The sequence below is a fragment of the Stutzerimonas stutzeri genome (assembly GCF_024448695.1).
GTDB lineage: Bacteria > Pseudomonadota > Gammaproteobacteria > Pseudomonadales > Pseudomonadaceae > Stutzerimonas > Stutzerimonas stutzeri_T.
Window position 1 is genome coordinate 222,218 of sequence record NZ_JAMOHY010000001.1, and the last position, 24,563, is coordinate 246,780.

The 24,563-nt window shown below is 60.4% G+C and carries 26 protein-coding genes; 17 read left to right on the plus strand and 9 right to left on the minus strand.

All coding sequences use genetic code 11. The features are described from left to right. Positions 1-172: 172 nt before the first annotated feature. The 6 genes from NAV32_RS01080 to NAV32_RS01105 all read right to left on the minus strand — a co-directional run bounded on the left by NAV32_RS01080 (position 173) and on the right by NAV32_RS01105 (position 6,029). Positions 173-2,017 (minus strand): nitric oxide reductase activation protein NorD, encoded by a 1,845-nt coding sequence (locus tag NAV32_RS01080; protein ID WP_256050944.1) that lies wholly within the window; start codon positions 2,015-2,017, stop codon positions 173-175. A 183-nt stretch (positions 2,018-2,200) separates the two neighbouring features. Continuing rightward, entirely contained in the window at positions 2,201-3,631 is a 1,431-nt protein-coding gene (locus NAV32_RS01085) for a cbb3-type cytochrome c oxidase subunit I (protein ID WP_256050945.1), read from the minus strand. Positions 3,632-3,634: 3 nt separating this feature from the next. Then, entirely contained in the window at positions 3,635-4,075 is a 441-nt protein-coding gene (locus tag NAV32_RS01090) for a c-type cytochrome (protein ID WP_256050946.1), read from the minus strand. A 314-nt stretch (positions 4,076-4,389) separates the two neighbouring features. Continuing rightward, a complete protein-coding gene (locus NAV32_RS01095) occupies positions 4,390-4,641 on the minus strand; it encodes a cytochrome C oxidase subunit IV family protein (protein WP_256050947.1) in 252 nt (83 codons plus the stop codon). 10 nt (positions 4,642-4,651) lie between these two features. After that, positions 4,652-5,239, minus strand: coding sequence for a cytochrome c oxidase subunit 3 (locus NAV32_RS01100; RefSeq protein WP_256050948.1), 588 nt, complete (start codon positions 5,237-5,239; stop codon positions 4,652-4,654). After that, positions 5,223-6,029 (minus strand): CbbQ/NirQ/NorQ/GpvN family protein, encoded by an 807-nt coding sequence (locus NAV32_RS01105; protein ID WP_272890072.1) that lies wholly within the window; start codon positions 6,027-6,029, stop codon positions 5,223-5,225. Before NAV32_RS01105 ends, NAV32_RS01100 begins: the two co-directional genes overlap by 17 nt. Positions 6,030-6,416: 387 nt before the next feature. Here NAV32_RS01105 and NAV32_RS01110 point away from each other — a divergent pair, with 387 nt between their 5' ends. From NAV32_RS01110 to NAV32_RS01170, 13 genes are all read left to right on the plus strand, one after another. Further along, positions 6,417-8,096: a cytochrome D1 domain-containing protein gene (locus NAV32_RS01110; RefSeq protein ID WP_256050949.1), complete on the plus strand. Its 1,680-nt coding sequence runs from the start codon at positions 6,417-6,419 to the stop codon at positions 8,094-8,096. Positions 8,097-8,163: 67 nt separating this feature from the next. Then, positions 8,164-8,772: a NapC/NirT family cytochrome c gene (locus tag NAV32_RS01115; protein WP_256050950.1), complete on the plus strand. Its 609-nt coding sequence runs from the start codon at positions 8,164-8,166 to the stop codon at positions 8,770-8,772. Between the two features lie 224 nt (positions 8,773-8,996). Then, positions 8,997-9,872 (plus strand): ethylbenzene dehydrogenase-related protein, encoded by an 876-nt coding sequence (locus tag NAV32_RS01120; protein WP_256050951.1) that lies wholly within the window; start codon positions 8,997-8,999, stop codon positions 9,870-9,872. Between the two features lie 522 nt (positions 9,873-10,394). Beyond that, positions 10,395-10,709 (plus strand): c-type cytochrome, encoded by a 315-nt coding sequence (locus NAV32_RS01125; RefSeq protein WP_256050952.1) that lies wholly within the window; start codon positions 10,395-10,397, stop codon positions 10,707-10,709. Positions 10,710-10,726: 17 nt separating this feature from the next. Then, positions 10,727-11,068 carry a c-type cytochrome gene (locus NAV32_RS01130; RefSeq protein ID WP_256050953.1) on the plus strand — a complete coding sequence of 114 codons (342 nt, stop codon included), beginning with the start codon at positions 10,727-10,729 and terminating at the stop codon, positions 11,066-11,068. Then, positions 11,065-12,240 (plus strand): cytochrome D1 domain-containing protein, encoded by a 1,176-nt coding sequence (locus NAV32_RS01135; RefSeq protein WP_256050954.1) that lies wholly within the window; start codon positions 11,065-11,067, stop codon positions 12,238-12,240. Before NAV32_RS01130 ends, NAV32_RS01135 begins: the two co-directional genes overlap by 4 nt. Position 12,241: 1 nt before the next feature. Next, entirely contained in the window at positions 12,242-12,700 is a 459-nt protein-coding gene (locus tag NAV32_RS01140) for an Lrp/AsnC family transcriptional regulator (protein ID WP_256050955.1), read from the plus strand. Then, the gene (locus tag NAV32_RS01145; RefSeq protein ID WP_256050956.1) at positions 12,697-13,212 is read left to right on the plus strand and encodes an AsnC family protein; all 516 of its coding nucleotides are present in this window, start codon (positions 12,697-12,699) and stop codon (positions 13,210-13,212) included. Before NAV32_RS01140 ends, NAV32_RS01145 begins: the two co-directional genes overlap by 4 nt. Then, a complete protein-coding gene (locus NAV32_RS01150; RefSeq protein WP_256050957.1) occupies positions 13,205-13,648 on the plus strand; it encodes an Lrp/AsnC family transcriptional regulator in 444 nt (147 codons plus the stop codon). The genes NAV32_RS01145 and NAV32_RS01150 overlap by 8 nt, the downstream gene beginning before the upstream one ends. Beyond that, on the plus strand, positions 13,623-14,132 hold the full coding sequence (locus tag NAV32_RS01155; protein ID WP_256050958.1) for a nitrite reductase: 510 nt from the start codon (positions 13,623-13,625) through the stop codon (positions 14,130-14,132). Before NAV32_RS01150 ends, NAV32_RS01155 begins: the two co-directional genes overlap by 26 nt. A 187-nt stretch (positions 14,133-14,319) precedes the next feature. Continuing rightward, entirely contained in the window at positions 14,320-15,510 is a 1,191-nt protein-coding gene (nirJ, locus tag NAV32_RS01160; protein ID WP_256050959.1) for a heme d1 biosynthesis radical SAM protein NirJ, read from the plus strand. A gap of 90 nt (positions 15,511-15,600) precedes the next feature. After that, a complete protein-coding gene (gene cobA / locus NAV32_RS01165; RefSeq protein ID WP_256050960.1) occupies positions 15,601-16,440 on the plus strand; it encodes a uroporphyrinogen-III C-methyltransferase in 840 nt (279 codons plus the stop codon). Next, complete coding sequence (locus NAV32_RS01170; RefSeq protein WP_256050961.1) at positions 16,437-17,942, plus strand: nitrite reductase; 1,506 nt, start codon at positions 16,437-16,439, stop codon at positions 17,940-17,942. Before cobA ends, NAV32_RS01170 begins: the two co-directional genes overlap by 4 nt. Before the next feature lie 53 nt (positions 17,943-17,995). Here NAV32_RS01170 and NAV32_RS01175 read toward each other — a convergent pair whose 3' ends face one another. The 3 genes from NAV32_RS01175 to pilB all read right to left on the minus strand — a co-directional run bounded on the left by NAV32_RS01175 (position 17,996) and on the right by pilB (position 21,995). Next, entirely contained in the window at positions 17,996-18,862 is an 867-nt protein-coding gene (locus NAV32_RS01175) for a prepilin peptidase (protein WP_272890073.1), read from the minus strand. 206 nt (positions 18,863-19,068) lie between these two features. Then, the gene (locus NAV32_RS01180) at positions 19,069-20,289 is read right to left on the minus strand and encodes a type II secretion system F family protein (protein ID WP_256050962.1); all 1,221 of its coding nucleotides are present in this window, start codon (positions 20,287-20,289) and stop codon (positions 19,069-19,071) included. 2 nt (positions 20,290-20,291) lie between these two features. Then, on the minus strand, positions 20,292-21,995 hold the full coding sequence (gene pilB / locus NAV32_RS01185) for a type IV-A pilus assembly ATPase PilB (protein WP_256050963.1): 1,704 nt from the start codon (positions 21,993-21,995) through the stop codon (positions 20,292-20,294). A 504-nt stretch (positions 21,996-22,499) separates the two neighbouring features. On the opposite strand from pilB, the gene NAV32_RS17615 reads away from it, so the two are divergent. From NAV32_RS17615 to NAV32_RS01205, 4 genes are all read left to right on the plus strand, one after another. Then, a complete protein-coding gene (locus tag NAV32_RS17615) occupies positions 22,500-22,685 on the plus strand; it encodes a type IV pilin protein (RefSeq protein WP_272890074.1) in 186 nt (61 codons plus the stop codon). Positions 22,686-22,707: 22 nt separating this feature from the next. After that, positions 22,708-23,175, plus strand: coding sequence for a hypothetical protein (locus NAV32_RS01195; RefSeq protein ID WP_256050964.1), 468 nt, complete (start codon positions 22,708-22,710; stop codon positions 23,173-23,175). 69 nt (positions 23,176-23,244) lie between these two features. Further along, on the plus strand, positions 23,245-23,682 hold the full coding sequence (locus NAV32_RS01200; protein ID WP_256050965.1) for a hypothetical protein: 438 nt from the start codon (positions 23,245-23,247) through the stop codon (positions 23,680-23,682). A 70-nt stretch (positions 23,683-23,752) separates the two neighbouring features. Further along, positions 23,753-24,562 (plus strand): ABC transporter permease subunit, encoded by an 810-nt coding sequence (locus NAV32_RS01205; protein ID WP_256050966.1) that lies wholly within the window; start codon positions 23,753-23,755, stop codon positions 24,560-24,562. Position 24,563: the final 1 nt, after the last annotated feature.

The window sequence follows — 24,563 nt, forward strand, 5'->3', positions numbered from 1 at the left end:
GCACGCTGGAATCTGGCGCGGACGGACATCGCTTTTGACATCCATCTTGACTCCAGCCCACAAGTTGGCCGAGCGCTTTTGTGGGAACGGGCCATGCCCGTGAAAGATTCCCTGCCGAGCGTGCTGGCCTTGCTCGCGGGCATGGCCCACTCCCACAGGTGGCGGGCCAGCCTCAGCGCTGCGTCAATTGCTTGTACAGCTGTGGCAGGCGGAACGGCAGCTGCTGGGGTTCTTTGATCAGGGTGTAGCCGTTGGCGCCGAACATGTAGGGCAGGTAATCACCGGCCTCGCTGTCGATGGTGATGCAGAATGGCAGCAACCCCTGCCGGCGAGCTTCGAGCACGGCCTCACGGGTGTCTTCGACGCCGTAGCGGCCCTCGTAGACATCCAGGTCGTTGGGCTTGCCATCGGTCACCAGCAACAACAACTTGCGCCGCTGCTTGCAGTTGCCGAGCAGTTCGGTGGCCTGGCGGATGGCCGCACCCATGCGGGTGTAGTAACCGGGCTTGAGTGCCTGGATGCGCCCACGGGTTTCGTCGCCATAGGGCTGGCGGAAACGCTTGAGTTCCTGCATACGCACCTGATGGCGGCGCAACGAGGAAAAGCCGTACAAGGCGAACTCATCACCGACCGCCGACAGTGCCTCGCCAAACAGCAGCAGGCTGTCGGTGATCACATCGATCACCTTGTGTTCGTCATCCAGATGCGCGTCAGTGGACATCGACAGGTCGGCAAGCAGCAGGCAGGCCAGGTCACGGCGACTCTGGCGCTGCTCCATGAACAGCCCACGTTCGGCGCACTGCCCGTGCTGGCGCTCGACATGGAAATCCAGCCAGGCCTGCATGTCCAGTTCAGAACCCTGCGGCTGACCACGCAGCCATTGACGATCGTTGCGCAGGTGCTCGAACTGGCGGCGCAGCTTGCGCGCCAGCGGACTCAGCCGCAACGGCAGTCCCTGGGGTTCGGAGCCGCGCGGCAACATCATCTGCAGATTGACGAAGTTTTCTTGCAGGCACTGTTTGCGGTAATCCCACTCCGGCAGCTTGATACCTTCGCCCAGCGGAATATCGTCGACATCGCTCGGCGGCAGGTCCAGGTGCAGTTTCAGGCCGCCACCCTTGCGCATGCGCTGGCGCGACATGGCCATTTCATCCAGATCCTCGGCGACGCGCGAGGCATCCTCGTTTTCGCTGTCGTCGCTCTGTCGATCAAGCTCGACATGTTCCGACCAGCTGAACAGGTTCTCCAGACGAAACAGCATCAGGCCGCCCTTGCCGGAGTTTTCCTCGACGCGCTTGGCGCGCTTGCGCATGCCCTTCTGCTCGGTAGGCGGCGCCTGCAGGTTGTTGTCCGGATCCTCATCGGCCAGCTCGGTGGCCTGCGGCACACCGAGATTTTCAGCCGGATACAGCCACATCGGCAGCGGCCAGGGGGCGATTTCGCTGCGCGGAAACTGCTCGACACTGCCCGGTTCGCGCAACGCCTGACGCAACGCCCGCTCCAGCGCACCTTCGGCCTTGCTCAGTGAGTCAGGATCGGGACGCAGCAGCAGATGCGCCTCGACCAGACGCTCATAACGGGGCCGCATGGCCGGGTATTGCTGAAGTAATGACTGGGTCCAGCGCTGATTGTCGCGCGCCCAGTGGCGCATGTCGCCCGCCTGCGCCGCAAGCAGCGCCAGCCAGCGATACAGATCCTGATTGAGTTCAACCTCGGGAAAGACTGCAAGGCTTTGCGGCAAACGCAGATTGCTGGCGTCGCACCAGGCCACCGGCAATTGTTTGCAGGTCCCGGCGACCTGCTGCAGCAGATTGCGCCGCAGCATCAGATCACGCGCGTTGGCCGCTTCGACGCCAATGCCACTGGCGCCGCCCATGGCCCGAAACAGCACCGACAGTGGACGCCGCATGCTCTCCAGCTCGACTCGGGCTTCGGGGAAATCCGGGTCCGCACGGCGGGTAATGAAGCGGTGCCAGACGCTACCGACCCACTCTTCTACTTCGATCGCAAAGGCCATGGCGTTTCCTCCTCAGTACAACTCAAAGCAATGCACTCAAAGTGCCATGCCCCGTTAGGTGTTATTCGCGAACCTGCTCTTAACAGGAGACGTTGTTCGCAACAGTTAACGGGAACATCGCTCTTTCAAAACAGAAACGGCCCGCTAGGTCAGCCGGGCCGTCACTTCACATCGCAACTCGACTCAGATTGCAGCGGTGGCTGTAACCGTATCGTCAGCAGTTACCCGACCACGCTGCCTGAAGCTGAACAGGTAGCAGACCAGGCCGATCAGGAAGAACACCCCGGCGATCAGACGCAGCCAGAAGAAGACCATCAACTGATCAGTGGTATTCATGAACGACATGGCGGCGCCGTCGGCAGGGATACGCTGCAGCCAGACCTGGATGACGCCAGCAGCCGTCAGGAACAGGGTGATGGCAACCATGGAAATGGTCATCAGCCAGAAGCCCCAGATCTCGATGCGCTGCGCCCGTGCATCCGGTGCTTCGCCCAGGCCACGCAGACGCGGCATGGCGTAGCTGATCATGGTCATCACGATCATGGCGTAGGCGCCGTAGAAGGCCAGGTGACCATGAGCTGCGGTCAGCTGCGAACCGTGGGTGTAGTAGTTCACCGGAGCCAGGGTGTGCATGAAGCCCCACACGCCAGCACCGAAGAACGCGGTCACGGTAGTACCGATGGCCCAGATCGAGGCGGCCTTGTTCGGGTGCTGACGACGGCGACGGTTCACCATGTTCAGCGAGAACAGCACCATGGCGAAGAACGGCAGTGGTTCCAGCGCGGAGAAGATCGAACCCACCCACAACCAGACCTCAGGCGCACCGATCCAGAAGAAGTGGTGGCCAGTACCGATGATGCCGGTGATCAGGGCCATGGCGATGATCACGTAGAGCCACTTCTCGATCACTTCGCGGTCGACGCCGGTGACCTTGATCAGGACGAAGGCAAGCATCGCACCCATGATCAGTTCCCATACACCTTCAACCCACAGGTGCACCACGAACCACCAGTAGTACTTGTCGCGCGCCAGGTTTTCCGGGTTGTAGAAGGCGAACAGGAAGAACACCGCCAGGCCGATCAGACCGGTCATCATCACCGTGCTGATCACGGTCTTGCGACCCTTGAGCAGTGTCATGCCGACGTTGTAGAGGAAGCCAAGGGCCACCAGCACAATACCGATCTTGGTGATCGTCGGCTGTTCGAGGAACTCTCGTCCCATGGTCGGTAACAGGTGGTTGCCCGTCATCTCCGCCAGAGCGGCATAGGGCACCAGCAGGTAGCCGAGAATGGTCAGCACGCCGGCTGCGGCAAACACCCAGAAGAGGATGATGGCCAGTTTCGGGCTGTGCAGTTCACGGTCCGCTTCCTCGGGAATGAGGTAGTAGGCCGCGCCCATGAAGCCGAACAGCAACCAGACGATCAGCAGGTTGGTGTGAACCATCCGTGCCACGTTGAAGGGGATCAGCGGGAACAGGAAGTCACCGACTATATACTGCAAGCCCATGATCAGGCCGAACAGGACTTGCCCGACAAACAGAATCAGAGCAAACACGAAGTAGGGTTTGGCAACCGCCTGTGATTGGAACTTGAGATGCGGATTCATTGCACTCATCTCTCAGCCCTCCTTGTTTGGCGGCCAGTTGTTGGTATCGATCTTCGAAGTCCATTTGAGGAACTCCGCCAGATCATCCACTTCCTGCTCGCTCAGGTTGAATTGCGGCATTGCCCTGCGCCCTGGTACGCCCAGGGGCTGAGCCTTCATCCACGCTGCCAGGAAGGGCTTGAAGGCCGCATCCTCACCACGACGAAAGAAGACATTACCCAGTTCCGGCGCGAAGTAGGCGCCTTCACCAAGCAGGCTGTGACAGCCGATGCAGTTGTTGTTTTCCCAGACTTCCTTGCCGCGCACTACCGCCTCGGTCAACTCCGAAGCGTTGGTACGCTCTGGAAAAGTCTGCTCTGTGTGATAGGTCAGGCCCAGGAATACCAGGAAGAAGAAGATGCTTCCCCCGAAGTAAATATTCCTGGCCATTCCCTTGGTGAAGGTCTCGGACATGGTCGCCTCCTCATGGCTTGGCGTGGCCAGTTTAAGAAGGCAGCTATCGAAAACTGCTTGATGGAAATCAAGAACGCCTGATCAAAGAGGTCAGGTATTAAGTCAGGCAAACGAAGGGCTTACGAAGGGCGTTTTGGGGGCTTGTAAAGCCGGGCGTGCGGACGATGAAGCGTGAGCACGCCGGCAACCGGCAAACAACAAAGCTTCGTGGCTGAAGTCACTCCCAGCGGTCCAGCATGCACAGGCCCGTTGTAGGCGCGACTTCAGTCGCGAAGCTTTTGCTTGAGAAGCGCGGGGCCTGGCTTGCAGCTACATCAAAGCAGCATCGCCAGCAGGATGCCGGCTGCCATAGCCACCGGCCAGGTAGCCAGCAGCAGGCGCCACTGGATAGGTGCATGGCGCAGCTCCATGAAACCGTCAGAGATCAACCAGGCCTTGATCAAGGCAACCGCCAGCACGCCGGCAGCCAGCGCCAGGGTCGAGCCCGAGCTACCCAGGAGAACGGTAGCGACAGAGAGCACTGCCAGACCGAGCCAGCAGCCGATCAGCACTTTCGAAGCGGACATTGCAACCTCGTCAGTTGAGTACATAGACCAGCGGGAACAGCAGCACCCAGACCATGTCTACCATGTGCCAGTAGAGCACCCCCGATTCCATTCCGGCGTGCTTCTGCGCGTTGTATGCACGGCGCCGACAGAGCTCGGCCATCCAGCCGAGAATCACCATGCCCAGCAGCACATGCAGAAAGTGAAAGCCGGTCAGAATCCAGTACAGGGTAAAGAAAGTGTTGTGCTCCATGCCCAGACCCAGGCTGGACAGGTGGCCGTACTCGTCGAGCTTGAGCACCACATAGACGCAGGAGGTCAGCAATGCCGCCAGCAACAACCAGGCGGCACGCCGCGACTGATCAATGCGTACCTGCTCCACGGCCAGCGCGGCGAACAGGCCCGAGGTCAACAGGCTGAGCGTCAACGCCAACCCCGTCGAACTGTCCAGCGCGGCGCGACTTTGCGCGAACAGCTCGGGATAAAGCAGCTGGGTGACGGCGAAGGCGAGAATCAGGATCGCAAAGGCCGACAGCTCGACGAGAATGAAGAACCACATCGCCAGGTCACCCGGCAGACGTCGGCTCACCCCGGTGGCGATGTCAGGCAAAGTGGACATCGACAACATCCATCAGCGCAGCAACGGTTTGCGCATCGTCCGAAAGCGGCTCGGCGAGGCAGGCCATGCAGGCTTCGCGCGGGCTCATGCCGGAGCGGATCATGCGCGCGGCGAAGATCAGCAGGCGGGTCGAAGCGACCTCTTCCAGATCGTGCTGTTCAAGACGGCGCAGCGCCTGGCCCAGCTTGACGATCTGCGCCGCCAGCGCGTCATCCACTTGCGCCTCGTTGGCCACGATGCGCAGTTCCTCTGCAGCGGACGGGTAATCGAAACGCATCGCCACAAAGCGTTGCCGGGTACTGGGCTTCATGCCCTTGAGCAGGTTCTGGTAGCCGGGGTTGTAACTGACCACCAGCATGAAGCCCGGCGGCGCCTTGAGCGCCTCGCCGGTGCGCTCTATAAACAGTTCGCGTCGATCATCGGCCAGCGGGTGCAGGACCACGGCGGTGTCCTGCCGCGCCTCTACCACTTCATCGAGATAGCAGATGCCGCCTTCACGTACCGCGCGGGTCAGCGGGCCATCCTGCCACCAGGTGCCCTGGGCGCCGATCAGATGGCGGCCAACAAGGTCCGCAGCAGACAGGTCATCGTGGCAGGCCACGGTGTACAGCGGCAGATTCAGGCGATGCGCCATGTGCTGCACGAAGCGGGTCTTGCCACAACCGGTAGGCCCCTTGATCAGCACCGGCATGCCATGCCGCCAGGCCTGCTCGAACAACGCCTCTTCATTGCCCAGCGCTTGATAGAACGGCGCGTCAGTCAGGCCGACAAGCTTCTCGGGCGCATTCATTGGCAATACCTCACTGCAACGGTTGGTTAATTAATCTGCCGCCAAAGTACCCGCGAGGGCGTCCTCGTCTCAAGCCATCCGCCAGCGAAGCTTGATCACGGTCAAGCCCTACGTGAAATGAAGACTACCTCAGCCGCGGCGCCCAGCATGCAACCCAGACACAAGATGCCATGATCACTGCATATCGAAGCTTTTAACTCCAATATCAAGCCTACCCGCGACACTGCGTCACGCTTGGGGGGTCACGAAGCCTCTCTTGATTGCCATCAAGCGCATTCGCCGGAGCGGTCTCTAGGATGCAAATCGCACACAACAAGAAGCATCCGGAACTGCCATACCGTCGTAACTAGCAGGAGCCGCCCCGGGCGCTCCAAAGGAGAGACACCCATGAGCAATGTTGGTAAACCCCTACTCGCCGGCCTGATCGCTGGCATCTCGCTGCTCGGCCTGGCAGTCGCCCAGGCCGCCGCGCCTGACATGACGGCGGACGAGAAAGAAGCCGCCAAGAAGATCTATTTCGAACGCTGCGCCGGTTGCCATGGCGTGCTGCGCAAGGGCGCCACCGGCAAGAACCTGGAGCCCCATTGGGAAAAAACCGAAGGCGGCCAGAAGACCGAAGGCGGCACGCTCAAACTGGGCACCACGCGACTGGAAAACATCATCGCGTACGGTACCGAAGGCGGGATGGTCAACTATGACGACATCCTGACCAAAGAAGAAATCAACATGATGGCGCGCTATATCCAGCACACCCCGGATATTCCGCCAGAGTTCTCCCTGCAGGACATGAAGGACAGCTGGAATCTCATCGTTCCGGTGGCCGAGCGTCCGAAGAAGCAGATGAACAAGATCAACCTGAAGAACATCTTCGCCATCACCCTGCGTGACGCAGGCAAGCTGGCGCTGGTCGATGGCGACACCCACGAAATCTGGAAAGTGCTGGATACCGGCTACGCGGTGCACATCTCGCGCTTCTCGCATTCGGGCCGCTATGTCTACACCGTAGGCCGCGACGGCCTGACCACCGTGATCGACATGTGGTACGAAGAACCGACCACCGTTGCCACCGTGCGCCTGGGCTCCGATGCCCGCTCGGTAGACGTGTCCAAGTTCGCCGGTTACGAAGACAAGTACCTGGTCGGCGGCACCTACTGGCCACCGCAGTACTCGATCATGGACGGTGAAACCCTTGAGCCGATCAAGGTCGTGTCCACTCGCGGCCAGACCGTTGACGGTGAGTACCACCCGGAACCGCGCGTCGCCTCCATCGTCGCCTCCCAGCTCAAGCCCGAGTGGGTGATCAACGTGAAGGAAACCGGGCAGATCCTGCTGGTCGACTACACCGACATCAAGAACCTGAAGACCACCACCATCGAGTCCGCCAAGTTCCTGCACGACGGTGGCTGGGATGCTTCCAAGCGTTACTTCCTGGTTGCCGCCAACGCCTCCAACAAGATTGCGGCCGTGGACACCAAGACCGGCAAGCTCGCCGCCCTGGTAGACACCGCCAAGATCCCGCATCCGGGCCGTGGCGCCAACTTCGTGCATAAGGAATTCGGACCTGTCTGGGCCACCGGCCACCTTGGCGACGACGTGGTATCGCTGATCTCGACAGCCTCTGACGAGAAGAAGGACGCCAAGTACAAGCAGCACAACTGGAAGGTGGTGCAGGAGCTGAAAATGCCTGGCGCCGGCAACCTGTTCGTCAAGACCCACCCCAAGTCCAAGCACTTCTGGGCCGACGCACCGATGAACCCCGAGCGTGACGTGGCCGAGTCCGTCTATGTGTTCGACATGGATGACCTGAGCAAGGCGCCGACACAACTCAACGTTGCCAAGGATTCCGGCCTGCCGGAAAGCAAGGCGATCCGTCGTGCGGTACAGCCGGAATACAACCATGCCGGTAACGAAGTGTGGATCTCCCTGTGGGGCGGCAAGACCGACCAGTCGGCCATCGTGATCTATGACGACAAGACGCTGAAGCTCAAGCGCGTCATCACCGACCCGGAAATGGTCACGCCAACCGGCAAGTTCAACGTCTTCAACACCATGCATGACGTGTACTAACCGGCCCTAGGGCTACCTGCTAAGGCCCCTGCGTTTCGGCGCAGGGGTCAGGCAAGGAACGAAACCCATGAAAGACCAAGACAGCAACGAAACACCCAAAAAAACCGGTCGCCTTGCCTTTTTGCGTCGGCCAAGCACGCAGTATTCGCTTGGCGCACTTCTCATCGTGGGCATTGCTGCGGGGGTGATCCTCTGGGGTGGCTTCAACACCGCGATGGAAGCCACCAACACGGAAACCTTCTGCATTTCCTGTCACGAGATGGGCGACAACGTCTACCCCGAATACAAGGAAACCATCCACTACGAAAACCGTACCGGTGTTCGCGCAACCTGCCCGGACTGCCACGTACCCAGGGAGTGGACGCACAAGATGGTGCGCAAGATCGAGGCCTCCAAGGAAGTCTGGGGCAAGATCACCGGCACCATCAACACGCCGGAGAAATTCGAGGCCAAACGCCTGACGTTGGCGCGCCGCGAGTGGGCCCGGATGGAAGGTAACGATTCACGCGAATGCCGCAACTGTCACAGCCTGGAAAGCATGAGCTCCGAAAAGCAGAAGCAGCGCGCACGCATGCAGCACAAGATGGCTGCCGAAGACAACATGACCTGTATCAACTGCCACAAGGGCATTGCTCACCACTTGCCTGAAGGCATGACCGAAGAAGACGAAGAGTGACCAGCCGCTCCAGGGCGCTTCTAAAAACGTAGGCGAGGCAGCCAGCACAAGACGAAAACAGGCGAAAAAGCGCAGTTTACGAGTTGTAAATGAGCATTTTGATCGGACTCGCGCACGAGCCTGTTTTCAACGCAGCGATGGCAACGCAGGTAGTTTTTAGAGGTGCCCTCCAGGCGGGCCGGCCAGACATCGACGACGAAGAACCCGATGATGAGGAACCGAATATGAACAAGACCATGATGGCCAGTGCCGTCAGCGCCGTACTGGCCCTGACCGCACACCACGCCCTGGCAGCTGCACCCGCCGACTGGAGTGCCGTGCCCACCGTCGAAACCGGCGTGTTCTATCCTGGCGTGTCACCCGTCGAATGGATCACCAAGGGCACCGAACATGGTGGTGCGCGGGTGCTGAGAAAAGGCGAAACCTGCGCAGCCTGCCATTCCGAAGAACTGGCCGACATTGGCCAGAAGATTGTCAGCGGCAAGAAGCTTGAACCATCACCGATTGCCGGCAAGGCGGCATTCATCGCCACCACGGTTCAGGCCGCACATGATGGCGAAAACCTCTATCTGCGCTTCACCTGGAAGCAGCCGGCAGCCTCCGGCAGCCCGGCGATGGACGAGCAGAACCCGGTCAAGATCGCCTACATGCTCGAAGCCGGCGACAAGGTCGAACTGGCCTCACAGTCCGGCTGCTGGGCCAGCTGCCACGGCGATGCCCGCACCATGCCCGGTGCAGACGACAGCAAGACCAAATACGTCAAGGACGGCTCGCTGGCCAATGGCATCTACTACGACCTGAACCAGTGGCGTAGTGGCGAGAACAAGGCCTTCGACGGCTACGTCGCCGACCATCGCGAAATGGAAGGTGGCCAGGCCCTGGTGGGCGCCGAAGGCAAGCTCGACGGTGATACCTGGTCGGTGGTCTTTACCCGCAAGCTGGCAGGGGGCGAGGGCGATGTCAGCCTGGCGCCGGGCAACACCTACAACTTCGGCTTTGCCATCCATGACGACAGCGCGACCGGTCGTTTCCACCATGTCTCGCTCGGCTACAAGCTGGGCATCGACACCGAAGGCGATATCACCGCCTCCAAGCTGTAACCAGGCAACCCCTGATTCAGCGACATCGTACGGGACCGGCGCAACGCCGGTCCCGTCGTCTTATGGACAGCGAATCGACACCTTCTCCTAGACTCTTCGACTATGCCAGGAACACAAGCTTCGTGGCTGAAGCCACGCCTACCGGCGGGCTAAGCAAATTCGCGGGAACGGGCCATGCCCGTGAAGGAATTGCAGCGAAGCTTTTGCTTGATGCTTGCCGGTCCGCCTTTTTCAGCCCCGCCCCAGTGCGCCACATCGTCACAGTTGCCACGGTCGCTGCAAACGGGACGATACTCGGGTTGATTGCAGTCAAGGACGCGCTCCGCCCGGATACCGCATTCTCGGGTCGTGGCCAAGAGTCCCTGATGCTGGGCAATTCAACGCCCTCGACCGTAATCATGATCAGGGACAAAAGGTTGCTTCGCCCAACCGGTAAATTTAACGTGCATGTCCCGGCAACGTCATGCCGGGCACCCAGGGGCGGGCTTCAAGATCCCCCCACTTAGCCTTGAGGAAGTACCCATGAAGAAAATCCTGATCCCACTGCTTGCCATGGGCGGCGCTTTGGTCCTGCAGCCAGCCATGGCCCAGGACGGCGAAGCCCTGTTCAAGAGCAAGCCTTGCGCAGCCTGCCATAACGTCGACATGAAGATGGTCGGCCCGGCGCTGAAGGAAGTCGCAGCCAAGTACGCCGGCCAGGAAGGCGCTGCCGACCTGCTCGCCACCCACATCAAGAACGGCAGCCAGGGCGTCTGGGGTCCGATCCCGATGCCGCCAAACGCTGTAACCGAAGAAGAAGCCAAGACCCTCGCCGAGTGGGTTCTGAGCCTCAAGTAACACTGAAGGAGGACGTCATGAGAAAGCCCCAACATGTAGTTTTGCGTTTGGGGCTCGCCCTGGCGTCCCTCCTCCTGATTCCCGCGGCCCTGGCCGGCAGCCCGACCGCCGAACGCCAGGTGCAGCTCGAACACCTTCTCGTGCAGGACTGCGGCTCCTGCCACGGCCTGCGCATGACTGGCGGCCTCGGCCCTGCGATCACCCATGACGCATTGGCCGGCAAACCCCGCGACAGCCTTATCGCCACCGTCACTCACGGGCGCCCCGGCACCGCCATGCCCGGCTGGAATGCTCTGCTCAACGAGCAGGACATCGTCTGGCTGGTCGATCTTCTTGTCGAAGGATATCCAAAGCCATGATCCGTCCTTTCCTGCTGCTGGCTGCAGCCAGCCTGCTGGTCGGCTGCGCGCAACAACCCCTGCGCGGCACCGGCGACCTGGGTGTGGTGGTGGAACGCGCCACCGGTAGCCTGCAACTGATAGAGAGTAGCGGCATGACCAGCCTGGGGCGCATCGAGGGCCTGGGCGACCTGTCCCACGCCTCGGTAGTGTTCTCCCGCGACCAGCGCTTTGCCTATGTTTTCGGTCGCGATGGCGGCCTGACCAAGGTCGACCTGCTACACCAGCGCATCGACAAGCGCGTGATCCAGGGAGGCAACAGCATCGGCGGCGCCATCAGCCAGGACGGTACGCTGATTGCCGTGGGCAACTACGAACCGGGCGGCGTCAAGGTATTCAATGCCGACAACCTGGAACTGGTGGCCGACATCCCGGCCACCCCGCTGGCAGATGGTAGCCGCAACTCGCGCGTGGTCGGCGTCATCGACGTGCCCGGCCAGCGCTTCATCTACAGCCTTTTCGACACCGGCGAAACCTGGCTACTGGATTTCAGCCAGAGCCGCACGCCGAAGATCAGCCGCTTCGAAGACATCGGCAACCAGCCCTACGATGCGCTGCTGACGCCGGAGGGCCGCTACTACATCGCCGGCCTGTTCGGCGAAGACGGCATGGCCAAGATCGACCTCTGGCATCCCGAACGTGGTGTCGAGCGCATTCTCGATGGCTACGGTCGCGGCCAGCAGAAACTGCCCGTCTACAAGATGCCACACCTGGAGGGCTGGACCGTCGCCGGCAGCCAGACCTTCGTACCTGCCATCGGCCAGCACCGGGTGCTGGTGATGGATAACGAGAACTGGCAGCAGACCGGCGCCATCGACGTGGCCGGACAGCCGATCTTCGTCATGGCGCGCCCTGACGCACGGCAGATCTGGGTCAACTTCGCGCACCCGGACAACGGCAAGGTTCAGGTCATCGACAGCGAAACCCACGAAGTTATCGCCACGCTGGAGCCGGGCCCCGCAGTGCTGCACATGGAGTTCACCGCACGCGGCGACCAGCTCTGGCTGTCGGTGCGCGACGGCAACGAAATCCAGGTCTGGGATCCCTACAGCCTGAAACTGATCAAGCGCCTGCCGGCAGAAACGCCAAGCGGTATCTTCTTCAGCAGCCGTGCTCACGAGACGGGGTTATGACATGCAGCTCGACAGCCTCAGCCGCCGCCTGATCGATCGTTTCCAGCACGGCATGCCGCTGTGCGCTGAGCCCTATCGCGCCATGGCCGAAGCCCTGGACTGCAGCGAAGACGAGATTCTTGCGAGTCTCCAGCATCTGGCGCAGAGCGGAGGGCTCTCCCGCATCGGCCCGGTGTTCGAGCACAGCCGCGCCGGCGCCAGCACTCTGGTAGCCCTCGCCGTGCCGCCCTCACGGATAGAAGCCGTAGCGGCGCGGATCAACAGCTTCCCCGAAGTCAACCACAACTATCTGCGTGAACATCGTTACAACCTCTGGTTTGTGCTGACCGGACCGGATCGCACGCATATCGACACCCTGCTGGCTCAGATCGAAGCGGAAACCGGCCTGACGCCACTGGACCTGCCCATGCGCCGCGCCTATCGCATCGACCTGGGTTTCCCCATTGGAGACGCGCCATGACCGCCCTGCTCGACGACCTGCAAACCATGCAGCTGCGGCGCCTGCTCGAAGCCGGCCTGCCACTGGCCGCCCGCCCCTATCAGGCACTGGCCGAACGCATCGGCGCCAGCGAACAGGCTGTGCTCGAACAGGTCCGCCACTGGAGCGAGGACGGCCTGTTCCGTCGTGTCGGCCTGGTACTCAAGCACCGCGCCATGGGTTTTCGCGCCAATGCCATGCTGGTCATGGACATCCCGGATGAGCAGGTCGAAGAAGCCGGACTCCGCCTCGGCCAGGCTGCCGGCATCAACCTCTGCTACCAGCGTCCGCGCCACCTGCCGGACTGGCCCTACAACCTCTTCTGCATGGTTCATGGTCGCGAACGCGAACAGGTCTGCGAGCTGATCGAAGCCCTGCTGGCCGAGCACCAGTTGAGCCATGTGCCGCATCAGTTGCTGTTCAGCACCCGCGCCTTCAAACAGTGTGGGGGCCGCTACGCCCCGTCCGCTACCCGGGAGCTGGCTCATGGATGACCTCGACCGCAGACTGATCAATCGCCTGCAGCATGGCCTGCCGCTGGTGCGCCAGCCCTGGCAGATACTGGCTGATGAGCTGGAAAGCGACCCGCAAACCCTGCGCGCGCGCGTCCAGGCGCTGCTGGATGACGGCACCCTGACCCGCTTCGGGCCGATGTTCGATATCGAACGCCTGGGCGGCGCCTTCACCCTTGCCGCACTGTCGGTCCCCGAGGAGCGCTTCGACGCAGTCGCCGCGCAGCTCGATGCGATGCCCGAAGTCGCACACAACTATCGCCGCGAACATGCCTGGAACATGTGGTTCGTACTGGGCTGCGCGACCCCTGAGGGCATCGCCGAAACCATCCGGTACATCGAGACGCAGACCGGCTTGCCGGTACTCAACCTGCCCAAGGAGGAGACCTATCATGTCGGACTGCATTTCTCAGTTTGATGGCCGGTCCGATTTATCGAGACGCCTGGTGGAACTCACCGAAGCCGGCCTGCCGCTGGTGGACGATCCCTGGGCCTGGATCGCCGAACGTCTGGGCATCAGCGTCGAAGCCACCCTTGAGCTGCTGCAGGCGCTGCAGGCTGACGGCGCCATCCGCCGCATCGCCGCCGTGCCCAATCACTACCGCCTGGGCTATCGACACAACGGCATGACCGTCTGGGATGTCGATAACGCCGAGATTGCACGCCTCGGCCCGCTGATCGGCAGCCAGCCCTTCGTCAGCCATTGCTATCGCCGGCCCCGCTGTGAAGGCTGGCACTACAACCTGTTCGCCATGGTCCACGGTCGCAACGCTGAGGAAATCGACGCCTACCGCGCCCAAATCCGCGCTCTGCTCGGTGACGCCTGTCGCGCCGACGAGATGCTGGTCAGCAGTCGCATCCTGAAAAAGACCGGCTTGCGCATCGCCGCCTCGGCTCGCTGACAGCGTAGGCCGCGACCCGTTGCCCCACCCCCACCGTTTACAGGCCTTCTCAGCCCATCCAGAGAGCGGCTGTCGCTCCTTTTTTGTTTCCAGTCAAGGATTGGCCCCATTCGCTCGGGGATGCTGCGCTCAACGAATACGCGAACGTGAGGCGCCCTTGAGGCCAGCCTCACGAGGAGAGTCGCTCATGTTGAGAATCAGCCATTACCTGCGCGCCCTGGCCCAGCCGAGCACTCGCGTACTGGGCGCTCGCAGCGCCGGCGGGACACGCCCACCCGTGGTGATCTGGAACCTGCTGCGGCGCTGCAACCTGACCTGCAAACACTGTTACGCCACCTCCGCTGACAGCGAATTTCGCGACGAGCTGGATACCTGCGAAGCACTCAAGGTCATCGACGACCTGCATGACGCTGGCGTGCGTGTGCTGATTCTGTCTGGGGGCGAACCGCTGCTGCGTGACGACATTTTCCAGCTGGCCGATTACGCCCGCGACAAGGGCTTCTTCGTCGCCCTGTCCACCAACGGCACCCTGATTGACGAGCGCAACATCGAGCAGATCGCCGCCGCGCAATTCGACTATGTCGGCATCAGCATCGACGGACTGGAAGCGGTTCACGACGAATGGCGCCAGCTCAAGGGCAGCTTTACCGCCTCCATGCATGCCATCGATCTGTGCCGGGCGCACGACATCCGTGTCGGCCTGCGCACCACCCTGACGCAGAACAACTACCCACAGCTGCCCGCGCTGCTGGCGCTGATGCGCGAACATGACGTGCAGAAATTCTATCTTTCGCACCTCAACTACAGCGGTCGGGGCAAGCGCAGCCGCAAGGCCGATGCCCATCACCAGATGACCCGCGACGCCATGCACCAGCTTTTCGAGCAAGCCTGGGACGATGTGCAGAATGGTCGTGAAACCGATTTCGTCAGTGGCAACAACGACGCCGACGCCATCCTGCTGCTGCAATGGGTCGAAGAGCGCCTGCCGCAGTATCGCGAGCGCCTGGAACAGATGCTGCGCGCCTGGGGTGGCAATGCTTCGGGCAACGGCATCGCCAACATCGACAACATCGGCGACGTTCACCCTGACACCTACTGGTGGCAACACACCGTAGGCAATGTGCGTCGTCAGAGTTTCCGCGAACTCTGGCTGGACAAGCCCGAACCGCTACTGACTGAGTTGCGTCAGCATCCCCGCACAGTCGAAGGACGCTGCGCAGACTGCCGCTGGCTCTCGATCTGCAATGGCAACACACGCACCCGCGCATGGGCCGAAGGCAACCTCTGGGGTGAAGACCCTGGCTGTTATCTCAGCGACGAAGAGATCGGCCTGCCAACACCCGTGCGTATTCCCAGCGTTGAAATCAGCCCCCTATAGTTCACGACAGTTCGCAGCCCCAGCGGTCGTTAGAACCGCATGAAGCCAAGCGCAAAACCGTCAGCCTCGATGAGAATTCAGGAGCACCGCATGGACCAGCCAATCACACTCCCCGCTTCGCTTGGTGCGTCACTCGCCGCCGGCGAAGTCGCCCTGGTCGGTGCCGGCCCCGGCGATCCGGGCCTGCTGACCCTGCGCGCCTGGAGCCTGCTGCAACAGGCCGACGCGGTGGTCTACGACCGCCTGGTCAGCGATGACCTCATGAATCTGTTACCCGCCACTTGCGCACGACATTACGTCGGCAAGACCAGCGGCTATCACAGCCTGCCGCAGCCACAGATCAACCAGTTGCTGGTCGATCTGGCGAAGCAGAACCTGCGCGTGGTGCGCCTCAAGGGTGGCGATCCGTTCATCTTCGGTCGCGGCGCCGAGGAAATCGAATACCTGCTGCAAAACGGCATCGACTGCCAGGTGGTACCGGGCGTGACCGCAGCTGCAGGGTGCAGCGCCTATGCCGGGATTCCCCTGACGCATCGCGACCTGGCGCACTCCTGCCAGTTCATCACTGGCCACCTGCAGGAAGACGGCGCACTGCTGCTGCCTTGGAACAGCCTGGTCGAGGGCAAGCAGACGCTGGTGTTCTACATGGGGCTCGCTAGTCTGAACGAGATCTCACGCAACCTGATCGCTGCCGGACTCGCACCGCACACGCCCGCGGCACTGATCGGCAGCGGCACCCGCGCCGAACAGCAAGTGGTGCGCTGCACGCTCAAGGAATTGCCGCTCATGGCCCGCGAGCATCAGTTGAAAGCACCGACCCTGACGGTGATCGGCAAGGTCGTCGGCCTCTTCGCCCATGAGCAACTGGAGTATCCGGCGCGTCTGTGCGCCGCGGCCAGTTCACGCACTGCCGAGGAGAAGGCGTCATGAAGCGAGCATTCCCACTGACCCTACTGGCCCTACTGGCCCTGGTCAGCAGCCTGCAGGCCGCGCCGCAAGCGGTCACGCTGGAACAGGCCGCAAGCCTCTACGAACAACATTGCCAGAGCTGCCACGGCGCCAACCGCCTGGGTGGTGCAGGCCCCGCGCTGCTGCCTGAAAGCCTCAGCCGGATCAAACCCGACGAAACACGCCAGGTCATCCGCGACGGTCGCCCAGCCAGTCAGATGGCAGCCTATGCCCACCTGCTTGATGACACGCAGATCGACGGGCTGGTCAGCTACCTCTACCAACCCTCCGCGACGCCGCCGACCTGGAGCGATGCCGACCTTCAGGCCAGCCACCGCATCCTCACCGATATCACCACGCTGCCGACCAGCGCGCAGCACGGGGCCGACCCGCTCAACCTGTTCGTGGTGGTGGAAGCCGGCAATCATCATGTGCGCATCCTCGACGGCGAGAATTTCGAGGAGCTGGCGAAGTTTCAATCACACTTCGCCCTGCATGGCGGGCCGAAGTTCTCCCCCGATGGTCGCTTCGTCTACTTCGCCTCTCGCGACGGCTGGGTCAGCGTCTACGACCTGCACAACCTGAAAATGATCGCCGAGGTCCGTGCCGGCCTGAACACCCGCAACATGGCGGTCAGCAACGACGGACGCTGGGCGCTGGTGGGCAACTACCTGCCGGGCGAACTGGTGGTGCTGGATGCCCGTGATCTGTCGCTGGTCAAGCGCATCCCAACTACAGGGCTGGACGGCACCGCGTCGCGTGTCAGCGCCGTCTACACCGCACCGCCACGCGACAGCTTCGTGGTTGCCCTGAAAGACGTGCAGGAAGCCTGGGAACTGTCCTACGCCGGCGAGCCAACATTCGAGCCACGCCGCATCCAGGCAGCCGACTTCCTCGATGACTTCTCATTCACCCCCGATTACCGTCACCTGCTGGCCACGTCACGCAAGGCCCATGGCGGGCAGGTAATCGACCTGGATACCGGCAAGGCCGTCACCGACATTCCGCTGCCGGGCATGCCGCACCTGGGCTCAGGTATTTACTGGAAACGTGATGGCAAGTGGGTCTTCGCCACGCCCAACGTCAGCCAGGGGCTGATTTCGGTGCTGGACATGCAGGACTGGTCGCTGATCAAGGAAATCCCCACCGAAGGTCCGGGCTTCTTCATGCGCAGCCACGAAAACTCGAAATACGCCTGGACCGACGTGTTCTTCGGCCCCAACAACGACGCCATCCACCTGATCGACAAACAGACCCTGGAGGTCGCCCACACCCTGCGCCCGATGCCCGGCAAGAACGCCGCCCACGTGGAGTTCACCCGCGACGGCAAGCACCTGTTGCTGAGCATCTGGGACACCGAGGGTGCGCTACTGGTGATCGAGGCGGATACGCTCAAGGAAATCAAACGCATCCCGATGAACAAGCCCTCAGGCAAGTACAACGTCGGCAACAAGATCGAATTCGCGGAGGGGACATCGCATTAACCAATGCAACAAACCCACCCTGCAGGGGTGGCTTCAGCCACGAAGTTTTGCCTTTAAAAGCGGGCGAACTGCAGATAACTGGCCGTGATTTGCTCGCCCCAAAGCAGGGCAACCCAGCCTGCAATCGCCAGATAAGGCCCGAACGGAATAGGCGTGCTGTTATCAGCATTGCGCATGCGTAGCATGATCGTGCCCAGCACCGCGCCGACCACCGACGAGAGCAGAATAGTCAGCGGCAGTACCTGCCAGCCGCCCCAGGCACCGAGCATGGCCAGCAGCTTGAAATCGCCATAGCCCATGCCTTCCTTGCCGGTCACCAGCTTGAACAGCCAATACACCGACCACAGGCTAAGGTAGCCCGCCACCGCGCCCCACAGCGCATCCGGCAGGGATGCGAACAGACCGACGCTGTTGACGATCAACCCCAGCCACAGCAGCGGCAGCACCAGCGAATCCGGCAGCAACTGATGATCGGCATCAATCATGCTCATCGCCAGCAAGCCCCAGGTCAGCAACAGCATGGCGCCGGCCTGCCAGGTAAAACCGAAATGCCAGGCCACATAACCCGAGAGCAGCCCACACGCCAGCTCCACCAGCGGGTAGCGCCTGCTGATCGGCGCCTTGCACGCCGAACACTTGCCGCGCAGCGCCAGCCAGCTCACCAGCGGAATGTTCTCCCAGGCACGAATCCGGTGATCGCAATGGGGACAGCGTGAATGCGGCAGAAACAGATTGAACGTCGCCGCCTCAGGCTCGGCTGGCAGCTCCAGAAACTCCCGCGCCTGCGATTGCCACTCCCGCTGCATCATGACTGGCAGACGATAAATGAGCACATTGAGAAAACTGCCCACCAGTAGCCCCAGCACCAGCGCGCACAAAACAAAGGCCAGCAAGTTGCTGGCCAGGAATTCAAAAATCATTATTAGCAGACCATTGAAATGGTTATGTCCCGGTTATGTGTTGCCAGACTCAAAGCCTGGCCCGTCCACACGGTAGGAGGGGCCTTGGCCGCGAGCTTTGCGTTCTACCCAGCGCGGAATTCCCGCCAAAAGCTCGCGGGCAAGCCCCCTCCCACAAAAGCCCCTGCGGCTTTATGGGTCGAATCGTTCCACCAACCCGCGAACAATTATCCAACCACGCTGCCGAGCTGGAAGATAGGCAGGTACATCGCGATGATCAGACCGCCTACCAACACACCCAGCACGGCCATGATCAGCGGCTCCATCAGCGTCGTCAGGTTATCCACCATATTGTCCACTTCGTCTTCATAGAAGCTGGCAACCTTGTCCAGCATCTCATCCAGCGAACCGGACTCCTCACCAATGGCCGTCATCTGGATCGCCATCGATGGAAACACATTAGTGGTACGCATCGAAAAGTTGAGCTGCACGCCAGACGACACATCGTTGCGAATCTTCGCCACCGCATTGCGGAACACCACGTTGCCGGTCGCTCCAGCCACCGAATCCAGCGCGTCCACCAGCGGCACACCCGCTGCAAAGGTGGTGGACAGGGTACGCGCGTAACGCGCCACAACTGCCTTGTACAAAATATCACCAACAATGGGCGTTTTAAGAAGCACCCTGTCGAGCGCATCGCGAAACTTTTCCGAACGCTTGTAACTGTGCTTGAACAGAAACGCCGCCCCGAACAAGCCCAGGAGCACCAGATACCACCACTCCTGCAGCCAGCGCGAGAGCCCGACTACCATCTGCGTAAAGGCTGGCAGTTCGGCCCCGAAGCCTTCAAACACGCTCTCGAACTGCGGCACCACCTTGATCAGCAGGATCGCCGAAACGATGATGGCCACCACAATGACCGCAATCGGGTAGGTCATTGCCTTCTTGATCTTGGCCTTGAGCTGTTCGGTTTTCTCCTTGTAGGTGGCAACCCGATCCAGCAGCGTTTCCAGCGCACCAGACTGCTCGCCGGATTCCACCAGGTTGCAATACAGGTCATCGAAATATTGCGGCTTCTTGCGCAGCGAGCCGGCGAAACTGTTACCGGCGGCCACTTCCTGCTTTACCTCATCGACCAGCTTGCGCATGTTCGGGTTGTCGAAGCCTTCGCCGATGATGTCGAACGACTGCAGAAGCGGCACCCCAGCTTTCATCATGGTCGCCATCTGCCGGGTGAACAGCGCGATGTCCATCGGTTTGATCTTCTTGCCCGCACTGAACAGCGAGACAGCCTTCTTGCGCACCTTCAGCGGATTGATGCCCTGCTTGCGCAGTTGCGCCTTGATCAGCGCCGGGCTCTGACCGGACAGCTCACCTTTGATCTTGCTGCCCTTGCGGTCAGTCCCTTCCCAGGTGAACACACTGGTTTTCAACGCTTTTTCCGCCATGGTTAATCCTTGGTCACGCGGTTGACTTCCTCCAGGCTGGTAATGCCATGCATGGCTTTGACCAGACCCGAAAGGCGCAAATCATTGAAGCCATCTTTGCGCGCCTGAATGGCGATATCGATGGAGTTTCCTTCCTCCATGATAAGCCGCTGCAGAGCAGGCGTGATTTTAACCACTTCATAAATACCAACACGGCCCTTGTAACCGCCGTTGCAATTATCACAACCCACCGGCCCGTAAAGCTGGAAGGTACCAATCTTGTCTTCCGGGAAACCTTCCTTGAGCAAGGCGTCGCGGGGTACTTCAACTTCCTTCTTGCAACCTGGGCAGAGCTTGCGCGCCAGGCGCTGGGCGATGATCAGGTTGACCGAGGTGGCGATATTGAACGCAGGCACACCCATGTTGCGCAGGCGCGTCAGGGTTTCCGCGGCGCTGTTGGTATGCAGGGTCGACATCACCATGTGGCCCGTCTGCGCCGCCTTGATGGCAATTTCTGCGGTTTCCAGGTCACGAATCTCCCCCACCATGATGATGTCCGGGTCCTGGCGCAGGAAGGCGCGCAGCGCCTGGGCGAAGTCCATACCCTGGCGCGGGTTGACGTTGACCTGGTTGATACCCTCAAGGTTGATCTCTACCGGGTCTTCGGCGGTGGAAATATTCACGTCGATGGTATTGAGGATATTCAGACCCGTGTACAGCGAAACCGTCTTGCCCGATCCCGTCGGCCCGGTGACAAGGATCATTCCCTGCGGCTGCTTCAGTGCCGCCATATAAAGCGCTTTCTGCTCCTCCTCGTAGCCCAGCGCATCAATGCCCATCTTGGCGCTGGACGAATCCAGGATTCGCATCACAATCTTTTCGCCCCACAGCGTCGGCAGGCTGTTGACGCGAAAATCGATGGACTTGGTCTTGGAGACCTTCATCTTGATCCGCCCGTCCTGCGGCTTGCGTCTCTCAGCGATATCCAGCGCCGCCATTACCTTCAAGCGTGCGGAGATACGGCTAACCAGCTGCACCGGCGGCCTCGCCACCTCATGCAGCACGCCGTCGGTGCGGAAGCGCACCCGGTAGGATTTCTCGTAGGGCTCGAAGTGCAGGTCCGACGAGCCCCGCTTGATCGCATCGAGCAGCATCTTGTTGACGAAGCGCACCACTGGCGCATCGTCGGCCTCGTTATGCTCACCCTCTTCATCCTTGCCGGCACCGCTGATCTCCACGTCCAGATCATCCAGATCCGAATCACTCAGCCCGTCGAGCGCCGTGGCAGCCGACTCGAAGAATTTGTCGATGGCCTGCCCCAGCTTGTCATCCTCGACCAGTACCGCCTCGACGTTGAGGCCGGTATTGAACTGGATATCGCTGATCGCCAGATGATTGGTCGGATCGGAGACCGCCACATAGAGTTTGTTGCCACGGCGCTGTAGCGGCAGCACCCGATGCTGGCGCACCAGCTTCTCGCTGACCAGATCCTGCGGCTGGGCATCCTTGTCGATGGTTGACAGGTCGAAATACGGCACCCCGAACTGCTCACCGGCCAGCTCGACCAGCGCGCGACTGCTGGCCAGCTTGTTCTGCACCAGCCAGGTCACCAGCGGAATCTGGTTACGCTGGGCCTGCTGCTGCGCCTGCAGTGCCGTTTTTTCATCAAGCTGGCCGGCCTGTACTAACTGCCGGGCCAGGCCGCCGAGGGGAGCGTTCTCGTTCATCGAACTCTCTTTATATAAGGCTGGAAGATCGCAGCCTTATAACGCAGTTCACCCAACGAACCAAATCCGCAAAAAGGGTGTGGCAATTTTTGTCACTTGCTGACTAAAGCGGTAGGAGCGGGCCATGCCCGCGAAGGAAACCAAACCCATCACCCTTGGAAATCGCTTTCTATAAGCGCAATTGCCTGAGGGCATAATCCCCGATCAGCACAGCACCTGTTTTTGTGGGAACGGGCCATACCAGGGTGCAGACCACATTCGTGGGCATGGCCCACTCCTACAGGGGCCTAGCGCACACCGAGCCTGTAGGAGCGGGCTACGCCCGCGAGAGCCCCAACCCCAAAACCAACGCGCAAACCACACCGCCCCAACTCAGCCGCCAAGCATCAAAGAGTGACCTAACTCACAACCAAGCACTCCCGCCCAACGACCTCGCCTCGTCTGGCACAGAAGCTGCTCCTGTATTTACAGGTCCAACGACCTCACCAACACAGGAGCTTTTCAATGAAGTCCATCAAGAAGCAAAAAGGTTTTACCCTGATTGAGCTGATGATCGTGGTTGCGATCATCGGCATTCTGGCTGCCATCGCGATTCCGCAGTTCAACGAATATCGTGCAAAGGCTAACGATTCCACTGCTCAAGCCGACGCAAAGAACATTTTGACTGTTATGGCCGCGGCCCAGCGCTAAGTCCAATCAAGGGAGATTGAATATGAAAAAGTTTGCTTACGCTTTTATCATGGCTGGTTTGGCGGTAACACCCGCTGCTTTTTCCGCACCACTGGGAATTCCAGATACAGGAGTAGTAACATCGGGCGCAGCGGGCGACTGCGAACTTCTCTCTGAGGATGTTAAGATCAACCTTTCCTCTAACGTATCCGGCGCACTTAACTGCGACGTAGCAACCAACACCATTACAATCGGCACATGCCATAATGCCGGCTCTCGTTTGGCCAGTCTCAAATGCGCACAAATAGGGACCAATCCGACAACTAGCGATCCAATTTATAATGATGATGCCTGCACTGCTGCCATGGTAGCCGCTGGTGAGTCTATTGATGGCACTCCTGACTTCCGCGGTTTCTTCGCACAGACTAGTGGCGGTTCTGTAGCCCCTGCCTTTTTGGGCGGAAGTTGCACAGCAGATGTACTGACAGGACATACAAAACTGGGTAACTAAAAAACTACCTAGCTAATAGGGTTTCGGGCTCACCCGCAACCCTATTAACCTTGCTCTATCGGAGCCAGCATGAAAGCAGCCTCTTTAGTTGCATTAATCGGATGCGCCGCGCCTATTACGCTTTCTGCAGAAACTATTAATGGTGGAACTATAAGCCCAGAAGCCTGCAGCTTACTCACAGAAGCAGTGACCTTAACACTTTCTAAAGGCATAAGCGGGGCTTGGTCTTGCAGCCCCGGTAGCGACAATATAAAAATCGCTGTATGCAGTCGACTTGGAAGCAAAAAACCAGTCAGTGCACCCTGCCGACCTATCGCAACGAAAGCAGACGGCACCACCTTGTATAATGATATTGCCTGCACCCAAGCCAACAGATCGAATATTGAAATAAAAGGCACCAAAACTTTCTTGGCCAGCTCATTATTCCCATCTCCAGCCATTATTGGCTCCGACACGCCCTGCGATGACTCAGAAATTTCTTCGATTAGCTTTTTTGAGGGAGATTGATTCGCTAATTAAGGTATCCTTTAAGATCATTCGAAAACCTCCCAAGTCAACTATCTTACCGATAACCCTCATGTGGTCTTCAAATAACAATTCAACCGGCCTCCGCCTCGCCCTTCGCGCCCGCTTTGGCTGGCTGGCTATAGGCTCTTTGCTGGTATTGGCCATCGCAGCGTTTCTATCCGCCCAATTCAGCGGTCGCCAACCCACCACAGTGGCGCTGGATATCGGCCTGTCGGTGATTCGTCTGCTTTTGCCCTTGGTGCTAGTCCTGATGAGCCAGGAGCTGCTATCCCGCGAATTCGACCGTCGCTATTTTCTCAATACCCTTTCCTACCCCCATCCACGGCATAGCCTGTTGCTGGGCCGTTTTATGGCTGTGGCTCTTCTGACCCTCGGGCTGTTGCTGGTACTCGCCACCGCCCTGGCGCTGTTGGTCTGGTTAATCGGCCAGGGCTACGCGCAAGGCACCCCCGTAGCGCTGGACCACCACTACCTGATCACCATCGCTTTTATCGGCCTGGACCTGCTGGTGCTTACCGCCGTCGCCACCCTCCTCGCCGTCGTCGCTTCCACACCCAGTTTTGTTCTGATCGGCACCTTCGGTTTTATGCTGGTGGCGCGCTCCTTCGGCGCCATTGTCGAGCTACTAACGCGAAACACAACGGTAGTGAGCGATGCCGAGAGCTACCGTTCCGGTGTCGGCCTGCTGGGTTATCTGTTGCCGGACCTGGGCGCGCTGGATGTACGCATGGTCGCCCTCTACGGCACGTTGGAGTTGTTGCCCGCCGACTGGCCCTGGCTGGTGCTGTCCAGCCTGACCTATACGGTCGGCCTGCTGGCCTTGGCGGTGTGGTCGCTCAACCGCAAGCGCTTCGCCTGAT